The 15,465-nt window shown below is 69.2% G+C and carries 15 protein-coding genes and 1 pseudogene; 12 read left to right on the forward strand and 4 right to left on the reverse strand.

The genetic code is table 11. The features are described from left to right. Positions 1-15 precede the first annotated feature (15 nt). Complete coding sequence (locus ACQ0O7_RS39910; protein WP_430790699.1) at positions 16-294, forward strand: hypothetical protein; 279 nt, start codon at positions 16-18, stop codon at positions 292-294. Here ACQ0O7_RS39910 and ACQ0O7_RS39915 read toward each other — a convergent pair. Then, positions 291-1,289, reverse strand: a pseudogene (locus tag ACQ0O7_RS39915) (IS481 family transposase). The gene ACQ0O7_RS39910 and the pseudogene ACQ0O7_RS39915 sit on opposite strands and share 4 nt — an antisense overlap. 616 nt (positions 1,290-1,905) lie before the next feature. Between ACQ0O7_RS39915 and ACQ0O7_RS39920 the strand changes: the two are divergent. Then, on the forward strand, positions 1,906-2,301 hold the full coding sequence (locus ACQ0O7_RS39920; protein WP_430790701.1) for a hypothetical protein: 396 nt from the start codon (positions 1,906-1,908) through the stop codon (positions 2,299-2,301). A 68-nt stretch (positions 2,302-2,369) separates the two neighbouring features. Here the strand turns inward: ACQ0O7_RS39920 and ACQ0O7_RS39925 are convergent, their stop codons facing one another. Next, positions 2,370-2,825 (reverse strand): cupin domain-containing protein, encoded by a 456-nt coding sequence (locus tag ACQ0O7_RS39925; RefSeq protein WP_430790703.1) that lies wholly within the window; start codon positions 2,823-2,825, stop codon positions 2,370-2,372. Between the two features lie 219 nt (positions 2,826-3,044). Between ACQ0O7_RS39925 and ACQ0O7_RS39930 the strand changes: the two genes are divergently transcribed. Beyond that, entirely contained in the window at positions 3,045-3,554 is a 510-nt protein-coding gene (locus tag ACQ0O7_RS39930; RefSeq protein WP_430790705.1) for a flavin reductase family protein, read from the forward strand. Here ACQ0O7_RS39930 and ACQ0O7_RS39935 read toward each other — a convergent pair. After that, positions 3,541-4,401, reverse strand: a complete 861-nt coding sequence (locus tag ACQ0O7_RS39935; RefSeq protein ID WP_430790707.1) for a LysR substrate-binding domain-containing protein — start codon at positions 4,399-4,401, stop codon at positions 3,541-3,543. The genes ACQ0O7_RS39930 and ACQ0O7_RS39935 overlap by 14 nt on opposite strands. Positions 4,402-4,560: 159 nt before the next feature. Between ACQ0O7_RS39935 and ACQ0O7_RS39940 the strand changes: the two genes are divergently transcribed. From ACQ0O7_RS39940 to ACQ0O7_RS39980, 9 genes are read left to right on the forward strand one after another with little or no spacing between them, the layout of a single operon-like run. Further along, positions 4,561-5,892, forward strand: a complete 1,332-nt coding sequence (locus ACQ0O7_RS39940; RefSeq protein WP_430790709.1) for an LLM class flavin-dependent oxidoreductase — start codon at positions 4,561-4,563, stop codon at positions 5,890-5,892. Then, complete coding sequence (locus ACQ0O7_RS39945) at positions 5,889-7,388, forward strand: ABC transporter substrate-binding protein (protein ID WP_430790711.1); 1,500 nt, start codon at positions 5,889-5,891, stop codon at positions 7,386-7,388. The genes ACQ0O7_RS39940 and ACQ0O7_RS39945 overlap by 4 nt, the downstream gene beginning before the upstream one ends. Continuing rightward, positions 7,385-8,332: an ABC transporter permease gene (locus ACQ0O7_RS39950; protein ID WP_430790713.1), complete on the forward strand. Its 948-nt coding sequence runs from the start codon at positions 7,385-7,387 to the stop codon at positions 8,330-8,332. The genes ACQ0O7_RS39945 and ACQ0O7_RS39950 overlap by 4 nt, the downstream gene beginning before the upstream one ends. Position 8,333: 1 nt before the next feature. Then, positions 8,334-9,188 carry an ABC transporter permease gene (locus ACQ0O7_RS39955; RefSeq protein WP_430790715.1) on the forward strand — a complete coding sequence of 285 codons (855 nt, stop codon included), beginning with the start codon at positions 8,334-8,336 and terminating at the stop codon, positions 9,186-9,188. Further along, positions 9,166-9,954: an ABC transporter ATP-binding protein gene (locus tag ACQ0O7_RS39960; RefSeq protein WP_430790717.1), complete on the forward strand. Its 789-nt coding sequence runs from the start codon at positions 9,166-9,168 to the stop codon at positions 9,952-9,954. The genes ACQ0O7_RS39955 and ACQ0O7_RS39960 overlap by 23 nt, the downstream gene beginning before the upstream one ends. Continuing rightward, the gene (locus ACQ0O7_RS39965; RefSeq protein WP_430790719.1) at positions 9,941-10,756 is read left to right on the forward strand and encodes an ABC transporter ATP-binding protein; all 816 of its coding nucleotides are present in this window, start codon (positions 9,941-9,943) and stop codon (positions 10,754-10,756) included. Before ACQ0O7_RS39960 ends, ACQ0O7_RS39965 begins: the two co-directional genes overlap by 14 nt. Continuing rightward, entirely contained in the window at positions 10,753-12,066 is a 1,314-nt protein-coding gene (locus tag ACQ0O7_RS39970) for an NtaA/DmoA family FMN-dependent monooxygenase (RefSeq protein WP_430790721.1), read from the forward strand. Before ACQ0O7_RS39965 ends, ACQ0O7_RS39970 begins: the two co-directional genes overlap by 4 nt. After that, positions 12,063-13,097, forward strand: coding sequence for an LLM class flavin-dependent oxidoreductase (locus ACQ0O7_RS39975; RefSeq protein WP_430790723.1), 1,035 nt, complete (start codon positions 12,063-12,065; stop codon positions 13,095-13,097). The genes ACQ0O7_RS39970 and ACQ0O7_RS39975 overlap by 4 nt, the downstream gene beginning before the upstream one ends. Before the next feature lies 1 nt (position 13,098). Next, positions 13,099-13,944, forward strand: coding sequence for a hypothetical protein (locus ACQ0O7_RS39980; RefSeq protein WP_430790725.1), 846 nt, complete (start codon positions 13,099-13,101; stop codon positions 13,942-13,944). 433 nt (positions 13,945-14,377) lie between these two features. Here the strand turns inward: ACQ0O7_RS39980 and ACQ0O7_RS39985 are convergent, their stop codons facing one another. Next, a complete protein-coding gene (locus ACQ0O7_RS39985) occupies positions 14,378-15,136 on the reverse strand; it encodes a sulfite exporter TauE/SafE family protein (RefSeq protein ID WP_430790727.1) in 759 nt (252 codons plus the stop codon). Between the last annotated feature and the right edge of the window lie 329 nt (positions 15,137-15,465).

Consider the following 15,465-nt stretch of genomic DNA (forward strand, 5'->3'; position numbering starts at 1 on the left):
AGCGGAGGTGTGCGGGTGAGCGAGGCGCCGGTCTTCCAGGTCGTCGTCAGTGACGGCGTGAAATGGCCGTACGGCCATTTCGTCGGCCGGTGCCTGGTGGGAGACATCATTCCCGGCACTCGCTTCACCCGGATGGCGCTTCCCGGCGGCCGCGAGATGGCCATCGACACGGTGGCGGCGGAGATGTGGATCTTCCGGGACCGTCCGGCGACGCTGATCTCCGCAGGCCTCAGCGCACTGATCCGTTTCGACCCGCCGGTCTACGGCCCGGTGGACGGCGCGATCATGAGCTAGTTGTGATGTCCGGGCAGGTTGTCCAACCGGGTGATGGGTGCCAGCTTGCCGATAGCGGTATGCGGCCGGTGGTGGTTGTAATCGTGGAGGAAGGCCGGTAGTGCCGCGCGGCGGGCTTTTTCGCTGGTGTAGAGCTTGGTGAAGGCCCAGCCGTCGGCGAGGGTGCGGTGGAATCGTTCGATCTTGCCGTTGGTCTGTGGCCGGTAGGGGCGGGTCTTCTTGACGGTGATGCCCAGGTCGGCGCAGGTGTCTCGCCAGAGCCGGGATTTGTAGGCGGAGCCGTTGTCGGACAGGACCCTGCGGGTGGTGACGCCGCGTGCGGCGTACCAGGCGACGGCGCGTTGCAGGACGCCGGTGGCGGTGATGGCGGTTTCGTCGTCGTGGATTTCGGCGTAGGCGCCGCGGGAGTGGTCGTCGATGACGGTGTGGACGTAGGCGGTGCCGATGGCGGGTTCGTAGTCGCCGCGGCGCCGGCCGGTGCGGCGGGCGGTGGCTTGCCGGTTGTGCCGGCCGGTTTGTCTGCCGAGGTAGCGTCAGCCGCCGCCGTCGGGGATGTTGCCGAGTTTCTTGACGTCGACGTGGAGCAGGTCGCCGGGCTGGGCGTGTTCGTAGCGGCGGATCGGTTCGCCGGTGGCGCGGTCGAGATGCGACAGCCGGTTGAGGCGGTGCCGGCGTAGCACGGTGTGCACGGTCGACGGTGCCAGGCCCAGGTGGGCGGCCAGGGGGACGGGGCCGAGGCGGCGTTTGGTGCGCAGGTGCACGATCTTGCGTTCGACGGGAGCGGGTGTACGGTTCGGCTGGCGGTGCGGTCGCGAGGAGCGGTCGGTCATCCCGGCCTCGCGTTCGTCGCGATAGCGCAGGGCCCACTTGTTCGCGGTCTTCCAGGACACGTCGTAGCGTTCGGCCGCTCGTGCGGGTGACCAGCCGTGATCCACGATCAGACGCGCCAGCCGCAATCGTGCACGTGGAGTCAGTGCGGCGTTAGCGTGGGACATGAAGGCCTCCAAGCCCGGTGTGTGGTGTCTTAGCAGCTCCACTGCACCGTTGGAGGCCTTCATCTGTTCACAGCAACGATCAAAGATCGTCAGATCGAGTGGTCACAACCCCTCGACCAACGTCCCCAAACATCACAGCTAGTCCGGTCCCAGGTTGCTACCGACCTGTCAACGTCACGTTCTCAGCCGTGGGTCTTCATGGCCGAACTATGGCCCGCAAGCTAGAGACGGGCCACGCCGGGCCCGGCCGGGCAGAGGAGCCGTCGTGACCGTTCCCTTCGTGCCGGGTGGCGCACCGCAGGCTCCGGCCGGGCCGCATCACCCGGGATCCGTCCCGCCGGGTCTTTCGCCGTCCTCCGCCTCCGCCGTCTCCTCCGCAGGTACTTCGGGCTATCCGGGTTTCGCTGGTCCGGCCTTTCCCGCGGCCGCCTACGCCCCGCCGGCGGCGGGGACCCCGGGACGTCCGGCTTTCATCGCTCCGGAGCTTCAGCCGCCCGCGGCCCAGCCCGGGAGCTATGGGCTTCCGCCCATCGCGCCGCACCTGTTCGGGACGGCGCCGCAGCCCGTCGAGCGAGTTTCCGAACCGGGGCCGAAGAAGAACCTGATCCTGCGGATCGTGCTGTGGACCGCCGGGACCGGCTTGGTACTGGCTGGTCTCTCGGTCGCCGGGTTCCACGCCTTCCTGGCCGTATCGGGCCTGACGATCGTCCCGAATCTCACGCCGGAGGTGGCCGGTAACCGCTGCGAGGCCGCCCTCACCAGCGAGATGAACCGTGGACTGCAAGCCGCCATGCGCGCCGACCGCCGTATCAAGTCGAACCTGCTGACCGGCGTCGAGTTCGGGGAGCCGGCGGCCGTCCAAGGAGGGTTCGACGTCGCCGGGACCGGCCGGTACTCGGTGATCACCGCGAAGAAGACGAAGCCCGGCAAAGTGCAGCTGACCTGCATGGTGCGGCGCGACGGGGCCGGACAGATCGTCACCACCGTCACGAGCCAGGCCAAGAAGAGCTGAGCCGGGCCGAGACGGAGCCGAGCCGGGTCAAGATAGGGCTGAGCCGGGCCGAAGGCGGGGCTCGGGGATTACCGGACTTCGGGGTTCCGTGTGCCGACGGCGACCGGGCCGACCCACTTCAGGTCGGGCACGTTGACGACGATCGCGTCCTGGGTGGTGCGGGAGATCACCACCACCGCCTCGTGGTCCGGGTCCGGGTTCTCCTCGCGGTGCGGCACCCACGGTGGCACGTAGATGTAGTCGCCGGGCTTGGTGTCGACCCGTACCTCGCCGTGGCCGGCGTCCAGGAAGACGAACGACGGGTTGCCGCTGACCACGTAGATCGCGGTCTCCGACTCGCCGTGGTGGTGGTTGCCGGAGTTGGTGGCCGCGGCGACGTGGGTCTGTCCCATCCAGAGGTTGCGGCTGCCGACGGTGGCTCCGCTGATCGCCTCGACCCGGCGCATCCCGGAGGTCTGTGCGGTGTCGCCGCTGAGGGCGCCGCCGGCCACATGGTGCAGCCGCTGGTGAAAAGGGTCGCTCATGCCCGCATCTTGAATCGTCAACACCCCACATGTCAATGAGATCCTATCGGTTTACTAGGATATGGGAAGGCGGTTGACGAGGGCGTACGCCGGAGGGCACCGTCGGTGGTGCGAGTCGGGCGGAGCGTGACCTCGGGCATCACGGTCCGCGTTCCGGCTCGCTGAGGGGCAGTGCCGCCTTTCACCGGTAAGCCGTTCAGCGACACCTGGAGGCCCGTCGTGACCTTGCAGACCGTTCCCACCGACGCCGTGGACGCCGACCTCTTCCGGCAGGTGCTGCGCCGCCATGCCGCAGCCGTCGTGGTGATCACCGCACCCGGTGAGCCGGCCACCGGATTCACCGCCACCTCGTTCACGTCGGTCTCGCTGGATCCACCACTGGTCTCGTTCTGTCTGGCCGAGACCGCGTCGGCGTGGCCCGCGGTGGCGGCCGCTGACACCGTGGCGGTGCATGTGCTCGGCCAGGAGCAGGAGCGGGTGGCCCGGACCTTCGCCACCAGCGGCATCGACCGGCTCGCCGCGCACGGCGCCTGGCAGCCCGGCCCGGACGGGGTCCCGCTGCTCGACGGCGTGCTGGCCCGGCTGGTCTGCCGGGTCGTCGACCGGGTGCGGGCCGGCGATCACACGATCGTGCTGGCCAGCCCGCTCACCGGCGAGCACGGCCTGGGCGAGGCCGAGACGCCGCTGGTCTACCACTCCGGACGTTATGTGGCGCTCAGTGATGAGTAGCCTCGGCCAGGATCCCGGTCAGGGCCGCGGTGGCGCCGTCGAGGAGATCGGCGGCCAGGCCGCGCCGCGGCCACACGGTCAGTTCGATCGGCCGCGGCGCCGGCAGGTCGTCGCGGGCGGTCAGTCCGTCCGGCTGCCGGCCGAGCGTCGCCATCAGGCCGACGCCGAGCCCGGCGCGGACCGCGGCCTGCACTCCGGCCAGGTGTGCGGCCTCGGCGCCCACCTCGGTCGGCACGTCGTGGCTCGCCAGGGTCTCGACGGCCCGGCTACGGATCGCGCACGGCGCGTCGAAGACCACCAGGGGGATCGGCTCGCCGGGCGCCGGCGATGTCCACTCGGGCGCTGAATACCAGGTCAGGTGCAGCTCGCCGACGGTCCGGGCGTCGCTCTCGTCGGCCGGCCCGAGTAGTAGGGCCAGGTCGATCCGGCCCTCCGCCAACGCGGTCCTGAGCTGGGCGCCGCGGTCGATCCGGAACCGGATCCGGCGGTCCGGGAAGGTGCTGGCGAGCGCGCTGGTCAGGTCGGGCAGGAGTTGGGCCGCGGCGTGCTCGGTCGACCCGATCGCCAGGGTCGGCTCATCCTCCACCTCGAACGCCCGCAACGCCTCGTCGTGCACGGCCAGGATCCGCCGGGCGTGGGTCAGCAGGGCCTCGCCGTCGCCGGTGAACCGTGATCCGCGGCCGTCACGTTCGACCAGCGGACGGCCGAGGGCGGTCTCCAGGCGGCGGACGTGCTGGCTGACCGCACCCTGGCTGAGGTGCAGCGATGTGGCTGCCCGCTGGAATCCACCGCAGTCCGCGACGGCGACGAGGCTGCGCAGCGGAGCGATGTCGAGATACCGACTCATGCCTATCAGTCTACTAGGAATTAATCAGTGATCGTGATGGCTTGTCATCACGATCTCTCCTTGGACGCGTGACCGGGCCGTTACCGATACTGAGATCCGGCGCCGCCGCCCGAGGCGCCACCATCCCGCATCTTCGCAACGAACGAGTTGGACTCTCGAATGCCGAAAAAGACCCTTAAATTAGGTGCGGTACTGCTCGGCGTGGGCGGACCCGGTCAGCATCACACGTGGCTGAACCCGGAGATCCCCGGGGACGCCAGCGTCGACATCCGCTGGTACATCGCCCGAGCCCAGCAGGCCGAGGCCGCCAAGTTCGACCATGTGTTCATCGTGGACAGCCAGTTCATCACCCCGGACTCGCCGAACCACTACCTGAATCGCCTGGAACCGCTGACCCTGCTCTCCGCGGTGGCCGTGCACACCACCCACATCGGCCTGGTCGGCACGCTGACCACCTCGTACAACGATCCGTTCAACATCGCCCGCCGGCTCGCCTCGCTGGACGTGATCAGCGGCGGCCGGGCCGGGTGGAACGTGGTGGCGACCGGTGACGGCGGGACGGCCGGCAACTACGGCCGCAAGGAGCACTACGACTACGCCACCCGGTACGGCCGGGCCCTCGAACACGTCCGGGTCGTGCAGGGGCTGTGGGACTCGTACGAGGACGACGCCTTCCCCCGGGACAAGGCGAACGGCGTCTTCTTCGACAGGTCCAAACAGCATGCCCTGAACCACATCGGCGAGCACTTCCAGGTGGTGGGACCGCTCAATCTGCAGCGCTCACCGCAGGGCCAGCCGGTGATCTTCCAAGCCGGTGACTCGGACGAGGGCCGGGACCTGGGCGCGAGTGTCGCCGAGGCGATCTTCACGCACGCCGCGTCGATCGAGGAGGGGGTGGCGTTCGCCCGCGACATCCGGGCCCGCGCCGTCGCGAAGGGCCGCGACCCCGAGCACATCCTGATCGTGCCGGGGATCAGCCCGATCCTCGGCGACACCGACGAGGAGGCCCGGGAGAGGGAGGCCGCGATCATCGGCGGCAAGAGCTTCGACCGCGCGCTCAAGGAGCTGGGCCGCCCGTTCGGCTGGCACGACTTCAGCCGGTACGACCTGGACGCGCCCTTTCCCGAGCTCGGTGACCTGGGCGACCGCAGCTTCCGCACCCAGGCCGAGCGGATCAAGAAGCTGGCCAGGGACAACGGTTTCACCCTGCGCCAGGTGGTCCAGCACGGCATCGAGTCCCGGCGCTCACCGTTCACCGGCTCGCCGCTGACCGTCGCGAACGAGATCCAGAAGTGGTTCGAGGCGGGCGCCTTCGACGGCATCAACCTGACCGTCACGGTGCCGAGCGAGTTCGCCCGGTTCGTCGACGAGGTGCTGCCGATCCTGCGCGAGCGGGGCATCGCCCGCAGCGAGTACGAGTCCACCACCCTGCGCGGCAACTTCGGTCTGCCCGTTCCGCAGAACATTCACACCGCAGAAAAGGCAGCATGATGAGACGTACGAAATGGGCCGCCCTTGCCGTCGCTCTGTCGCTGTCGACGGGTTGCGCCGGGGGAGCCGCCGGAGCATCCGACGAGGTGCCGACGCTGCGCTGGGCGGTCACCCTGCCCGCCCACTGGGACCCGGTGGTGTCCGGCAGCGGCGCACAGTTCCGCATCCTGTCGCTGGCCTACGCCTCGCTGACCGCGATCAACGAGAAGGGCGAGGCCGTCCCCGGCCTGGCCGAGAGCTGGGACTACAACGACAAGGGTGATCAGGTCACCTTCCACCTGCGCGAGGGCCTCACGTTCTCGGACGGTGAGCCGGTGAACGGCGAGGCGATCAAGGCCTACCTGGAGCGGGCGAAGACGCAGAAGGACTCGGCGCTGTTCGGCGACCTCACCTCGATCAAGACGGTGACCGCGAACGGACTCGACGTGGTGATCGACCTGACCCAGACCGACTTTCAGATCCCGCTGCTGCTCGGCGAGCGGGTCGCGCAGATCCCCAGCCCGAAGGCGGCTCAGGACACGGCCGCGCTGGACAAGAACCCGGTCGGTGCCGGCCCGTTCGTGGTCACCGAGAACGTGCCGGGCTCGCACGTGCACCTGAAGAAGAACCCGGACTACTGGAACGCCGCCAACATCAAGATCGAGCGGGTCGAGCTGCTGTCCGCGCCGGACACCGCGACCATCGTCTCCGGCGTGCAGACCGGGGTGTACGACCTGGCCGGTCTCGCCCCCAACCAGGTCAAGGCGGCCGAGGCGGCGAAGCTGGACGTGGTGGTCCAGCCCGGTTACAACGCCTCCAACATCAGCATCAACGTGAACAAGGCGCCGTTCGACAACCCGAAGATCGTCGACGCGGTCCGGTACGCCACCAACCGTCAGGAGTTCGTGGACAAGGTCAGCTTCGGGATCGCCACCCCGACCGACCAGCCGTTCCCGGACACCTACCTGGCATATGACAAGGACACCGCCAACCGCTGGCCGTACGACGTGGCGAAGGCCAAGGCGCTGGTCGCCGAGTCCGGGCTCACCCCCGAACAGCTCACCGTCGACCTGGTCATCCCGAACCAGCAGACCGCCGCCGAGATCATCCAGTCGCAGCTCGCCGCGATCGGCCTCACGGTCAACATCAAGGTCGACCCGAACTGGGCCACCCCGTTCTTCGCCAAGGACCTGGCCCTGTCGATCTACGGCACCACCGGCCGGGAGTCGCCGGTGCAGACGCTCACCGCGCACTTCGGGCCGGACGGGCCGCTCAACCTGAGCACCCCGTACGAGCCGGACGGGTTCGAGGCCGCCGTCAAGATCGCCCGGGAGACGCCGCTGGACTCGCCGGACTACCAGCGGAACCTTCAGGCCGCGACCCGGGCCGGGCTGGAGAGCAGGGCGCTGGTGTTCACGTACTCGCTGCCGAACCTGTTCGTGAAGAGCCCCCGGGTGTCGGACTTCGCGCCGATTCCGGGCCAGCTCCACTGGACCGGGCTGACGGTAACGCCGTGATCAAGGGCCTGCTCAGGACAGTCGCCATCTTCGTTCCGGTCTTCCTGGTCGCCACGTTCGTGACGTTCGCGTTGCGGGCCCTGAGCGGGCTCTCCCCGGCACACCTGCAACTTGGCGAGTCGGCCACCCCCGAGACGGTCGCGCGGATCGAGCACGAGTGGGGCCTGGACCGGCCGTTCCTCACCCAGTATCTCGACTGGTTCGGCGACCTGCTCGGCGGCGATCTCGGGGTCAGCTGGTTCAATGGCGCCGACATCGCCCGGCTCCTGCTCTCCGGAGCGGTCGTCAGTCTTTCGGTGGCCGGGCTCGCCCTGGTCATCGGGGTGGTGTTCGGGTTCGGGTTCGGCGTGCTGGCCGCGGTGCGGCGGACCACCTGGGTGGACCGGGCGATCACCGGGTTCATGACGTTCATCTCGGTGATGCCGTCGTTCGTGGTCGGCATCGCGCTGGTCGTGGTGTTCGCGGTCGGGCTCGGCTGGTTCCCCTCAGCCGGGTACGCCCCCGCCGAGCGGGGCTGGGCGGTGTGGCTCGCGCACATCACCCTGCCGGCCGTCGCGCTCAGCTTCGACACCGTCTCCGACGTGGCCCGGCAGTTGCGGGCCGGGCTGGTCGCGGCGTACCGGGAGAACTACGTGACCGGCGCGATCGTCCGCGGCCTCAGCCCACGCCGGATCTTCCTCCGGCACGTGCTGCGCAACGGCATGGGCCCGGCGCTGACCGTGCTCGGCATGAAGTTCCCGAACCTGCTCGGCGGCGCCGTCGTCACCGAGTCGATCTTCGGGATGCCGGGGTTCGGCCAGTTCGCCGCCGACTCCGCCCAGCGTGGTGACGTCCCGGCCGTCCAGGGCGTGCTGGTCGTCTCGGTGGTCCTGGTCGTCGTCTTCAACCTGCTGGTCAACGTCATCCTGGCCCGGGTCACCCCGGCCTCGGCGAGAGGGGTCTGACATGTTTCGCCGGGTCCTCGCGCTGCCCTCCGGGCGGATCGCCGTCGGCATCCTCACCGCGATCGCGCTGCTGGCGATCCTGGGGCCGACCCTGGCCCCGTACGACCCGCTCGAAGGCGGCCCGAACATCCTCGCCGCCCCGTCCGGCGCGCACTGGCTGGGCACCGACTACCTGGGCCGGGACGTGTTCAGCCGGCTGCTCGACGGCTCCCGGGTCAGCGTCCTCGGCTCGCTGCAGGTGTCGCTGGTCGCGCTGGCCGCCGGGGTCGTCCCGGGCATCCTGTCGGTCTACCTCGGCTCGGTCTTCGAATGGGTCACGCTGCGGCTGGCCGACACCCTGATCGCGCTGCCGTTCCTGGTCTTCGCGGTCGCCGTCACCGCCCTGCTCGGCAACGGCATCCCGCAGGCCATGTTCACCGTCGGCATCATGATCTCGCCGCTGTTCTTCCGGGTCTCCCGGGCGGCGACCCTGGCGGTGGCCCGCTCACAGTACGTCGAGGCGGCGCTCATCTCCGGCGCCTCGGTCGGCTGGGTGGTCCGCAAGCACGTGTGGGTCAAGGTGCTGCCGCCGATCGCGGTCGCGCTGGCCAACACCGCCGGCGTCGGCTTCGTGGTCGTGTCCAGCCTGACCTTCCTCGGCATCGGCGTGCAGCCACCCGCACCCACCTGGGGTGGAGTGCTCGCCGCCGACCTGGGCTACCTCAGCTTCCGGCCCTGGGCGCCACTCGTGCCCACCTTCCTGATCATGGCCACCGTCTGGGCCTGCAACCTGCTCGCCGACGTCATCCGGGACGTCTCCGGAGCGGCCGGCCGTGCATTCCTGAGGAGGCGACATGTCAGTTCTCAGCCTTCGTGACATCCGGATCTCCTACGACCGGGAGATCGTCCACGGAGTCTCCTTCGACCTCGAACCCGGCGGTGTCGTCGGCATCGTCGGGGAGTCCGGCAGCGGCAAGACACTCACCTGCCGGGCCGCCCTCGGAATCCTGCCGGAACACTTCACCGTCTCCGGCGGGAGCATCGAGCTGGACGGACACGACACGGCAGCGCTCACTCCCCGCCAGTGGACCGCGCTGCGCGGCTCGACGATCAGCGCGGTCTTCCAGGATCCGGCGTCCTATCTCAACCCGTCGCTGACGATCGGGTCGCAGATCGCCGAGGTGGTCCAGGTCAAACTCGGTCACCGGCGCCGGGCCGCCCGGGCGCGGGCACTCGACCTGCTCGCCGCCGTCCGGCTCGACGAATCCGTGTACACGCGATATCCGCACGAGCTCTCCGGCGGAATGCTCCAGCGCTCGCTGATCGCCGCCGCCATCGCCGGTGAACCGAAGGTGCTGATCGCCGACGAGGCCACCACCGCACTCGACGTGACCGTCCAGGCCGAGATCCTCGACCTGCTCGCCGAGTTGCGCGAGACCACCGGCCTCGCCCTCGTGGTGGTCTCCCACGACCTGGCCGTGGTCGCCCAGTTCTGCGACGAGGTGCTGGTCATGCGAGACGGCGACGTGGTCGAACAGGGGCCGGTCGACAAGATCCTCTACCAGCCGGAACACGAGTACACGCGCCTGCTCATCGAGGAGCACGAGTCCTACGGTCTGGAGCGCTACCTTGTCACTTCTTGAGATCGGCGACCTCGACGTCCGCTACGGCCGGCGGCACGTGCTGCGATCGGTGTCCCTGTCGATCGCGCCCGGCGAGGCGGTCGGCGTCATCGGCGAGACCGGCTCCGGCAAATCCACACTCGCCCGCTCCGTCCTCGGACTGGTGCGGCCCTCCGCCGGCCGGATCGTCATCGACGGCACCGACATCGTGGGACTCTCCGCCCGGCAGTGGCGTGAGCTGCGCCGGCGCGGAGTCGTGCAATACGTCTTCCAGGATCCGCTGCGCAGCCTCGACCCGGACCTCACCGTCTTCGAGTCGGTGGCCGAACCGCTGCGGATCCGCGGCGCTTCGGAGATCAACGACAAAGTTCATCACACCCTTGCCCGGGTACGTCTGGAGCCGGCCCTGTCCGATCGGCTCCCCGCCGAACTGTCCGGTGGACAGCGGCAGCGGGTCGCCGTGGCCCGCGCACTCATCACCGCACCACGGCTCGTGCTGCTCGACGAACCGGTCAGCGCGCTCGACTCGGCCAACCGGGTGCAGATCCTCGAACTGCTCAAAGAACTGCGCGACAGCGGCACCGCCCTGCTCTTCATCTCACACGACCTCGGCTCGGTCGCCGGAGTCGCCGACCGGATCGCCGTGCTCTACCAGGGCGAGATCGTCGAGGACCGGCCCGCGGCGGAGGTCGTCAACGAGCCGGCTCACGCGTACACCAGATTGCTCGTCGGATCCGCACCCACCTTGCGCTCCGCCGCCGCCGGGCGGGCCGCCCGCGCCGCGTTGCGCGACCTCGTGAACCTGGAAGGAGCACCCGCGTGACCAGGCAACTCCGGCTCGCGCTGCGGGCCTACGGCGTCGGCGGCCCGGGCCAGCACAATCTGTGGAAGGACCCGCGCGTCCCGGCCGACGCCAGCATCGACATCGACTGGTACATCGCCCAGGCGCGGGCCGCCGAACACGGCCTGTTCGACGCGTTCTTCATCGTCGACAGTCAATTCATCGACGCCGGTTACCCGCCGCACTATCTCAACCGGCTCGAACCGCTCACCCTGCTCTCCGCGGTCGCCACCCACACCCGCGACATCGGGCTCGTCGGGACGCTCAGCTCCACCTACAATTCGCCGTTCAACGTGGCCCGGCGATTCGCCTCACTCGACCACATCAGTCACGGGCGGGCCGGATGGAACGTCGTCACCAGCTTCGACACCGGGACGTCACGCAACTACGGGCTCGACGAACACCTCGATTACGCCACCCGGTACGGGCGGGCGCTGGAACACGTCCAGGTCGTGCGCGGGCTGTGGGACTCGTATGAGGACGACGCCTTTCCGGCATCCGGTGATGTCTTCCTCGATCCGTCGAAACTGCACGCCCTGCATCATCGTGGTGAGCATTTCCGGGTGGACGGGCCGCTGAACATCTCCCGGTCGAGGCAGGGCCAGCCGGTCATCTTCCAGGCCGGGGTCTCCGAGGAGGGGCGCGATCTGGCCGCGCACGTCGCTGAAGGCATCTATGCCCCTGGTGGGTCGCTGGAGGACTCCCGCGCCTACTACGCCGACATCAAACGGCGGGCTACCGAGCTCGGGCGGGATCCGTCGCATGTCGTCATCTTCCTCGGGGCCCAGCCGGTCGTCGCCGGCACCGATGAGGAGGCGTTTCGGCTGTCCCGGGAGATCTTCGAGGGGGACAACGATTTTCCGCGGAAGCTCGCACAGTTCGGTCGGGCCTTCGGGGCGCACGACTTCTCGGTCTACGACCTGGACGCGCCGTTCCCGGACGTGGCGCATCTGGCGGAGAAGAGTGGGCGCACCCGGGGCCTGGAGATCGTCAGACGTGCTGCCGGTCTCTCTCTGCGGGAGACGGTGCTGCTGTTCACCCGATATCAGCCGTCGCCCTTCACCGGATCGCCGTCGACGGTGGCCGCGGCGGTGCGCTCGTGGTTCGAGGCGTCGGCTTTCGACGGGCTGAACGTGGGCTTTCGAACCAACGACGACCTGAACCGATTCATCGGTGATGTGGTGCCGCTATTGCAGAAGGAAGGGCTCTTCCGCACCGAGTACGAATCGGACACCCTGCGCGGCAACCTCGGGCTGCCGATCCCCGCCAACCGCTGGAGCGTCACGCCATGACCAGATTCCGACTCGGCTTCCTCACCCACGTCCAGGGCCGTGGACCGCTCGCCGAGACGTACCGGCGGGCCCAGGAGTTGTTCGTCGTCGCCGACGAACTCGGCTTCGACGTCGGCTGGGTGGCCCAGCACCACATCCCGCTGCACGGTGGCGGCCTGTCGTCGCCGTGGCCGTTCCTCGCCCACGCCGCCGCCCGCACCAAACGGATCCGGCTGTCCACCGCCATCACCATCCTGCCGTTGGAGAACCCGGTCCGGGTCGCCGAGGACGTCGCCGTCGTCAACACCCTCAGCGGCGGACGCGTCGAGATCGGCGTCGGCAGCGGCTCCGGCCCCGTCGAGTACGCGGCCCTCGGCGCCGACTACGAGCGCCGCCGCGAACTCACCACCGAATCGTTCGACGTGCTCCGGCGGGCCCTGCTCAACCAGGAGGTGGGCACACCCGGATTCACCGTGCAGCCACCGGTGGCCGACGACTTCACCGACCGGTTCTGGCAGGCCGTGTTCAGCGGTCCCGGAGCCCGGTTCGCCGCCGACGCCGGAGCGAACCTGCTGCTCAACCGGGCCACCTACGGCTACGACGAGGACACCGACGTGATCCAGCGGGGGTGGGCCGACGCGTACCTGGCCGCCTGGAACCAGCCCCGGACACCGCGCATCGGCCTGTCCCGCTTCGTGTTTCCCGCCGCCGACAAGCGAACCGCCCTGGCCCAGATCTCCGACGGCGTCCTGCGCGCGGCGAAGAACTTCACCGACCGGGGTACGTTCCCGGCCGGCCAGACCCTGGACGAGTACCTGCGGCGCTTCCACGCCTTCTACGGTCATCCGGACGAGATCGTGGCCGCGTTCCAGCAGGAGAAGGTCCTGCCGGTGGCCACCGACCTGATCACCCAGTTCAACCCGGCGGTCCCCGACTTCGACGCCGCCGTCCGCGCCCTCGAACTCATCGCCACCGAGGTGGCCCCGGCGCTGGGCTGGAAACCGGCGCCCACCTCGGAAACCCCGTCCACCACTGACCTCACGGCGGCCTGACATGAGCGAACACCTGCCCCCGGCCGGACTCAACATCCGCGGAACCGTCCTTGTCGTGCCCGGACGGGGCGAGACCGCACTGACCTACGCCAGGTTCGGCCGCCGGCTCGCCGCCGACGCCTACCACGTGCACATTCTCCCGACGGTCCCGGTCAGCTCCGGCGCCCTGGCCACCTTGAATGAGGTCCTCACCACGGCGGCAGCCGGCGCCGATCCGGCCGGCCCACTCGTGCTGATCGGCTCCGACACCGGTGCCGTGCTGCTGGCCGCCCTTCTCGGCGCTTCGGCCGGTGCCTCTCCCGCTGCCCCGGTGGACGCCTCGCCCGGCTCTCCGCCCGGCCCGTCGCTCGGCTCTCCGCCCGGCTTTCCGGCTGGGGCATCGCTCGGGTCTCCGGCTCGGCCGGTGTGGGCGCCTGCCGGGGTGGTGCTGGCCGGACTGCCCGGTCACGAACGGCGTCATCAGGGGGAGTGGGAGGCTGAACTGGACGCGCGTTCCCACTGTCCGGTGCATCGCGGTCTGCTCACCGACGACACCGCCGTGACCAGGGGCGCCCTGTCCACAGCTGTGCCGGCCGACTTGCTCGACGCGGCCTACGGGGCTGCCTCACCCGTACCCCACCTGCTGTTGATCGGCGAATCCGATCCGCTCGCCGACCGGGACGCCGTGGCCGGCCTGGCGAAATCCCTGCCGGCGGCACGCCTGGCCACCGTCCGGGACGCCCACCACGACGTCCTCAACGACACCTCACACCGCTCGGTGGCCGCCGAGATCATCACCTTCCTGGAATCTCTCCGGTCCGGCCCTCCGATCCGCCCGTTCGTAACCGTCGAATCCAGTACCTGGTGATCCCGCGGTCCGGGGCTGATCATGGCCCCGGACCGCTCCGACTGCTCCTGATCCGCCTGCGTCGTCCCGGTTCACGGCAACTGCCGCCGACCGCTTAGTTCATCGCCGTTCCGCAGTGATCGCCACCGAACGCCTAGTTCGCCGCCGTCCGCCGTGACCGTTGTCGACGGTTTGGCTAGGCCACGTTATGGGGTGAGCGTCACCGAACGCCTAGATCCATTTGATGCGTTTCGTCGCGGCCACCCGCACGCTTAGTGACCGCGACTGCAGAAGCTTGCTGCTGACGAAGCCATTCGAGACGAAGCAGAGATCATGAGAACGCATGCTGATCCGAAACCAGGCCACATGGTGATCACGCCATGAGGTGCCGTGTGCTGCCGCGCCACGCCGGGTTGTTCCGCGTCGGGGTTGTGGCGTGTCATGACGTTCAGCGTCACGGCGTGCCCGCGTCGTGCCAGAGGTAGGCGGCCAGACCGAGGGCGGCGATTGCGATGACGATGCGCAGCGGGCGTTCCGGGGTGCGGCGGACCAGGGACGGGCCGATCCAGCTGCCGATCAGACAGCCGGCGCCCAGGAGAGCGGCCGCCGTCCAGTGCACTGGGGCGATCAGCGCGTAGAGGACTGCCGCCGCCATGTTGGAGGCCGCCAGCACGACGCTTTTGACGGCGTTCGTGACCGCCAGCGGTTCCACCACCGACATCGACATGACCGCCAGCATCAGCACGCCCGCAGCAGCACCGAAGTAGCCGCCGTAGATGCCGATCAGAAAGATCGCGATCCCGATCGGTGGCTGGGCGAACCGGCCCTTCGGCCGGGTGTACCAGCCTCGCAGCCGATCACGCAGCAGCAGGACGATCGCGGCCAGTGCGATCAGCACCGGGACGATCCGTTCGAAGACCGCCGACGTGGTGTTCAGCAGCAGCACCGCCCCGGTGGTCCCGCCCAGCAGAGCGAACGCCCCCAGCCGCAGAATCCGCCGGCCCTGCCCCCGAAGCTCCGGCCGCGACCCGGCCGCCGAGCCCGCCCCACTGGCCAGCAGCCCCACTGTGTTGGTGACGTTGGCCGTGATCGGTGGAAGCCCCACCGCCAGCAACGTCGGGTAGCTCACCAGCGACGCAAGCCCTGCCATCGACCCGGTGAGCCCCGACCCGACACCACCGGCCACCAGCAACAACGCGTGATCGATCTGCACTCCTCAGCCTATCGGCGCCTGGGCCCGCACGTCGGCGGCAACGGTGTCAACCGCGTCACCTCACGACCTCCCATCACCCGCACGGGCCGAATCAGAACGACGATCCACCTATCCTGGCCCACTGTTCCGTGGTGCTTTCCGCGTTTCACTGTCCGCCACCGTTCCGCGACGTCTTCCGGCTCTCCCTCGAGGGCTGCCACCGTTGGTTGGTGAGGCCTTCCGTATTCGCCCTTCGGAGTGCGACCTCTTCCGGCCCTGCTGTCCGGTCGCCGCTTTGCGGTGTTCTCGGCCTTCCCCTACCGCCGTTTCGTGATGCTTCCGCCTTTCCT

The sequence above is a fragment of the Actinoplanes sp. G11-F43 genome (genome assembly GCF_050589265.1).
Classification (GTDB): domain Bacteria; phylum Actinomycetota; class Actinomycetes; order Mycobacteriales; family Micromonosporaceae; genus Actinoplanes.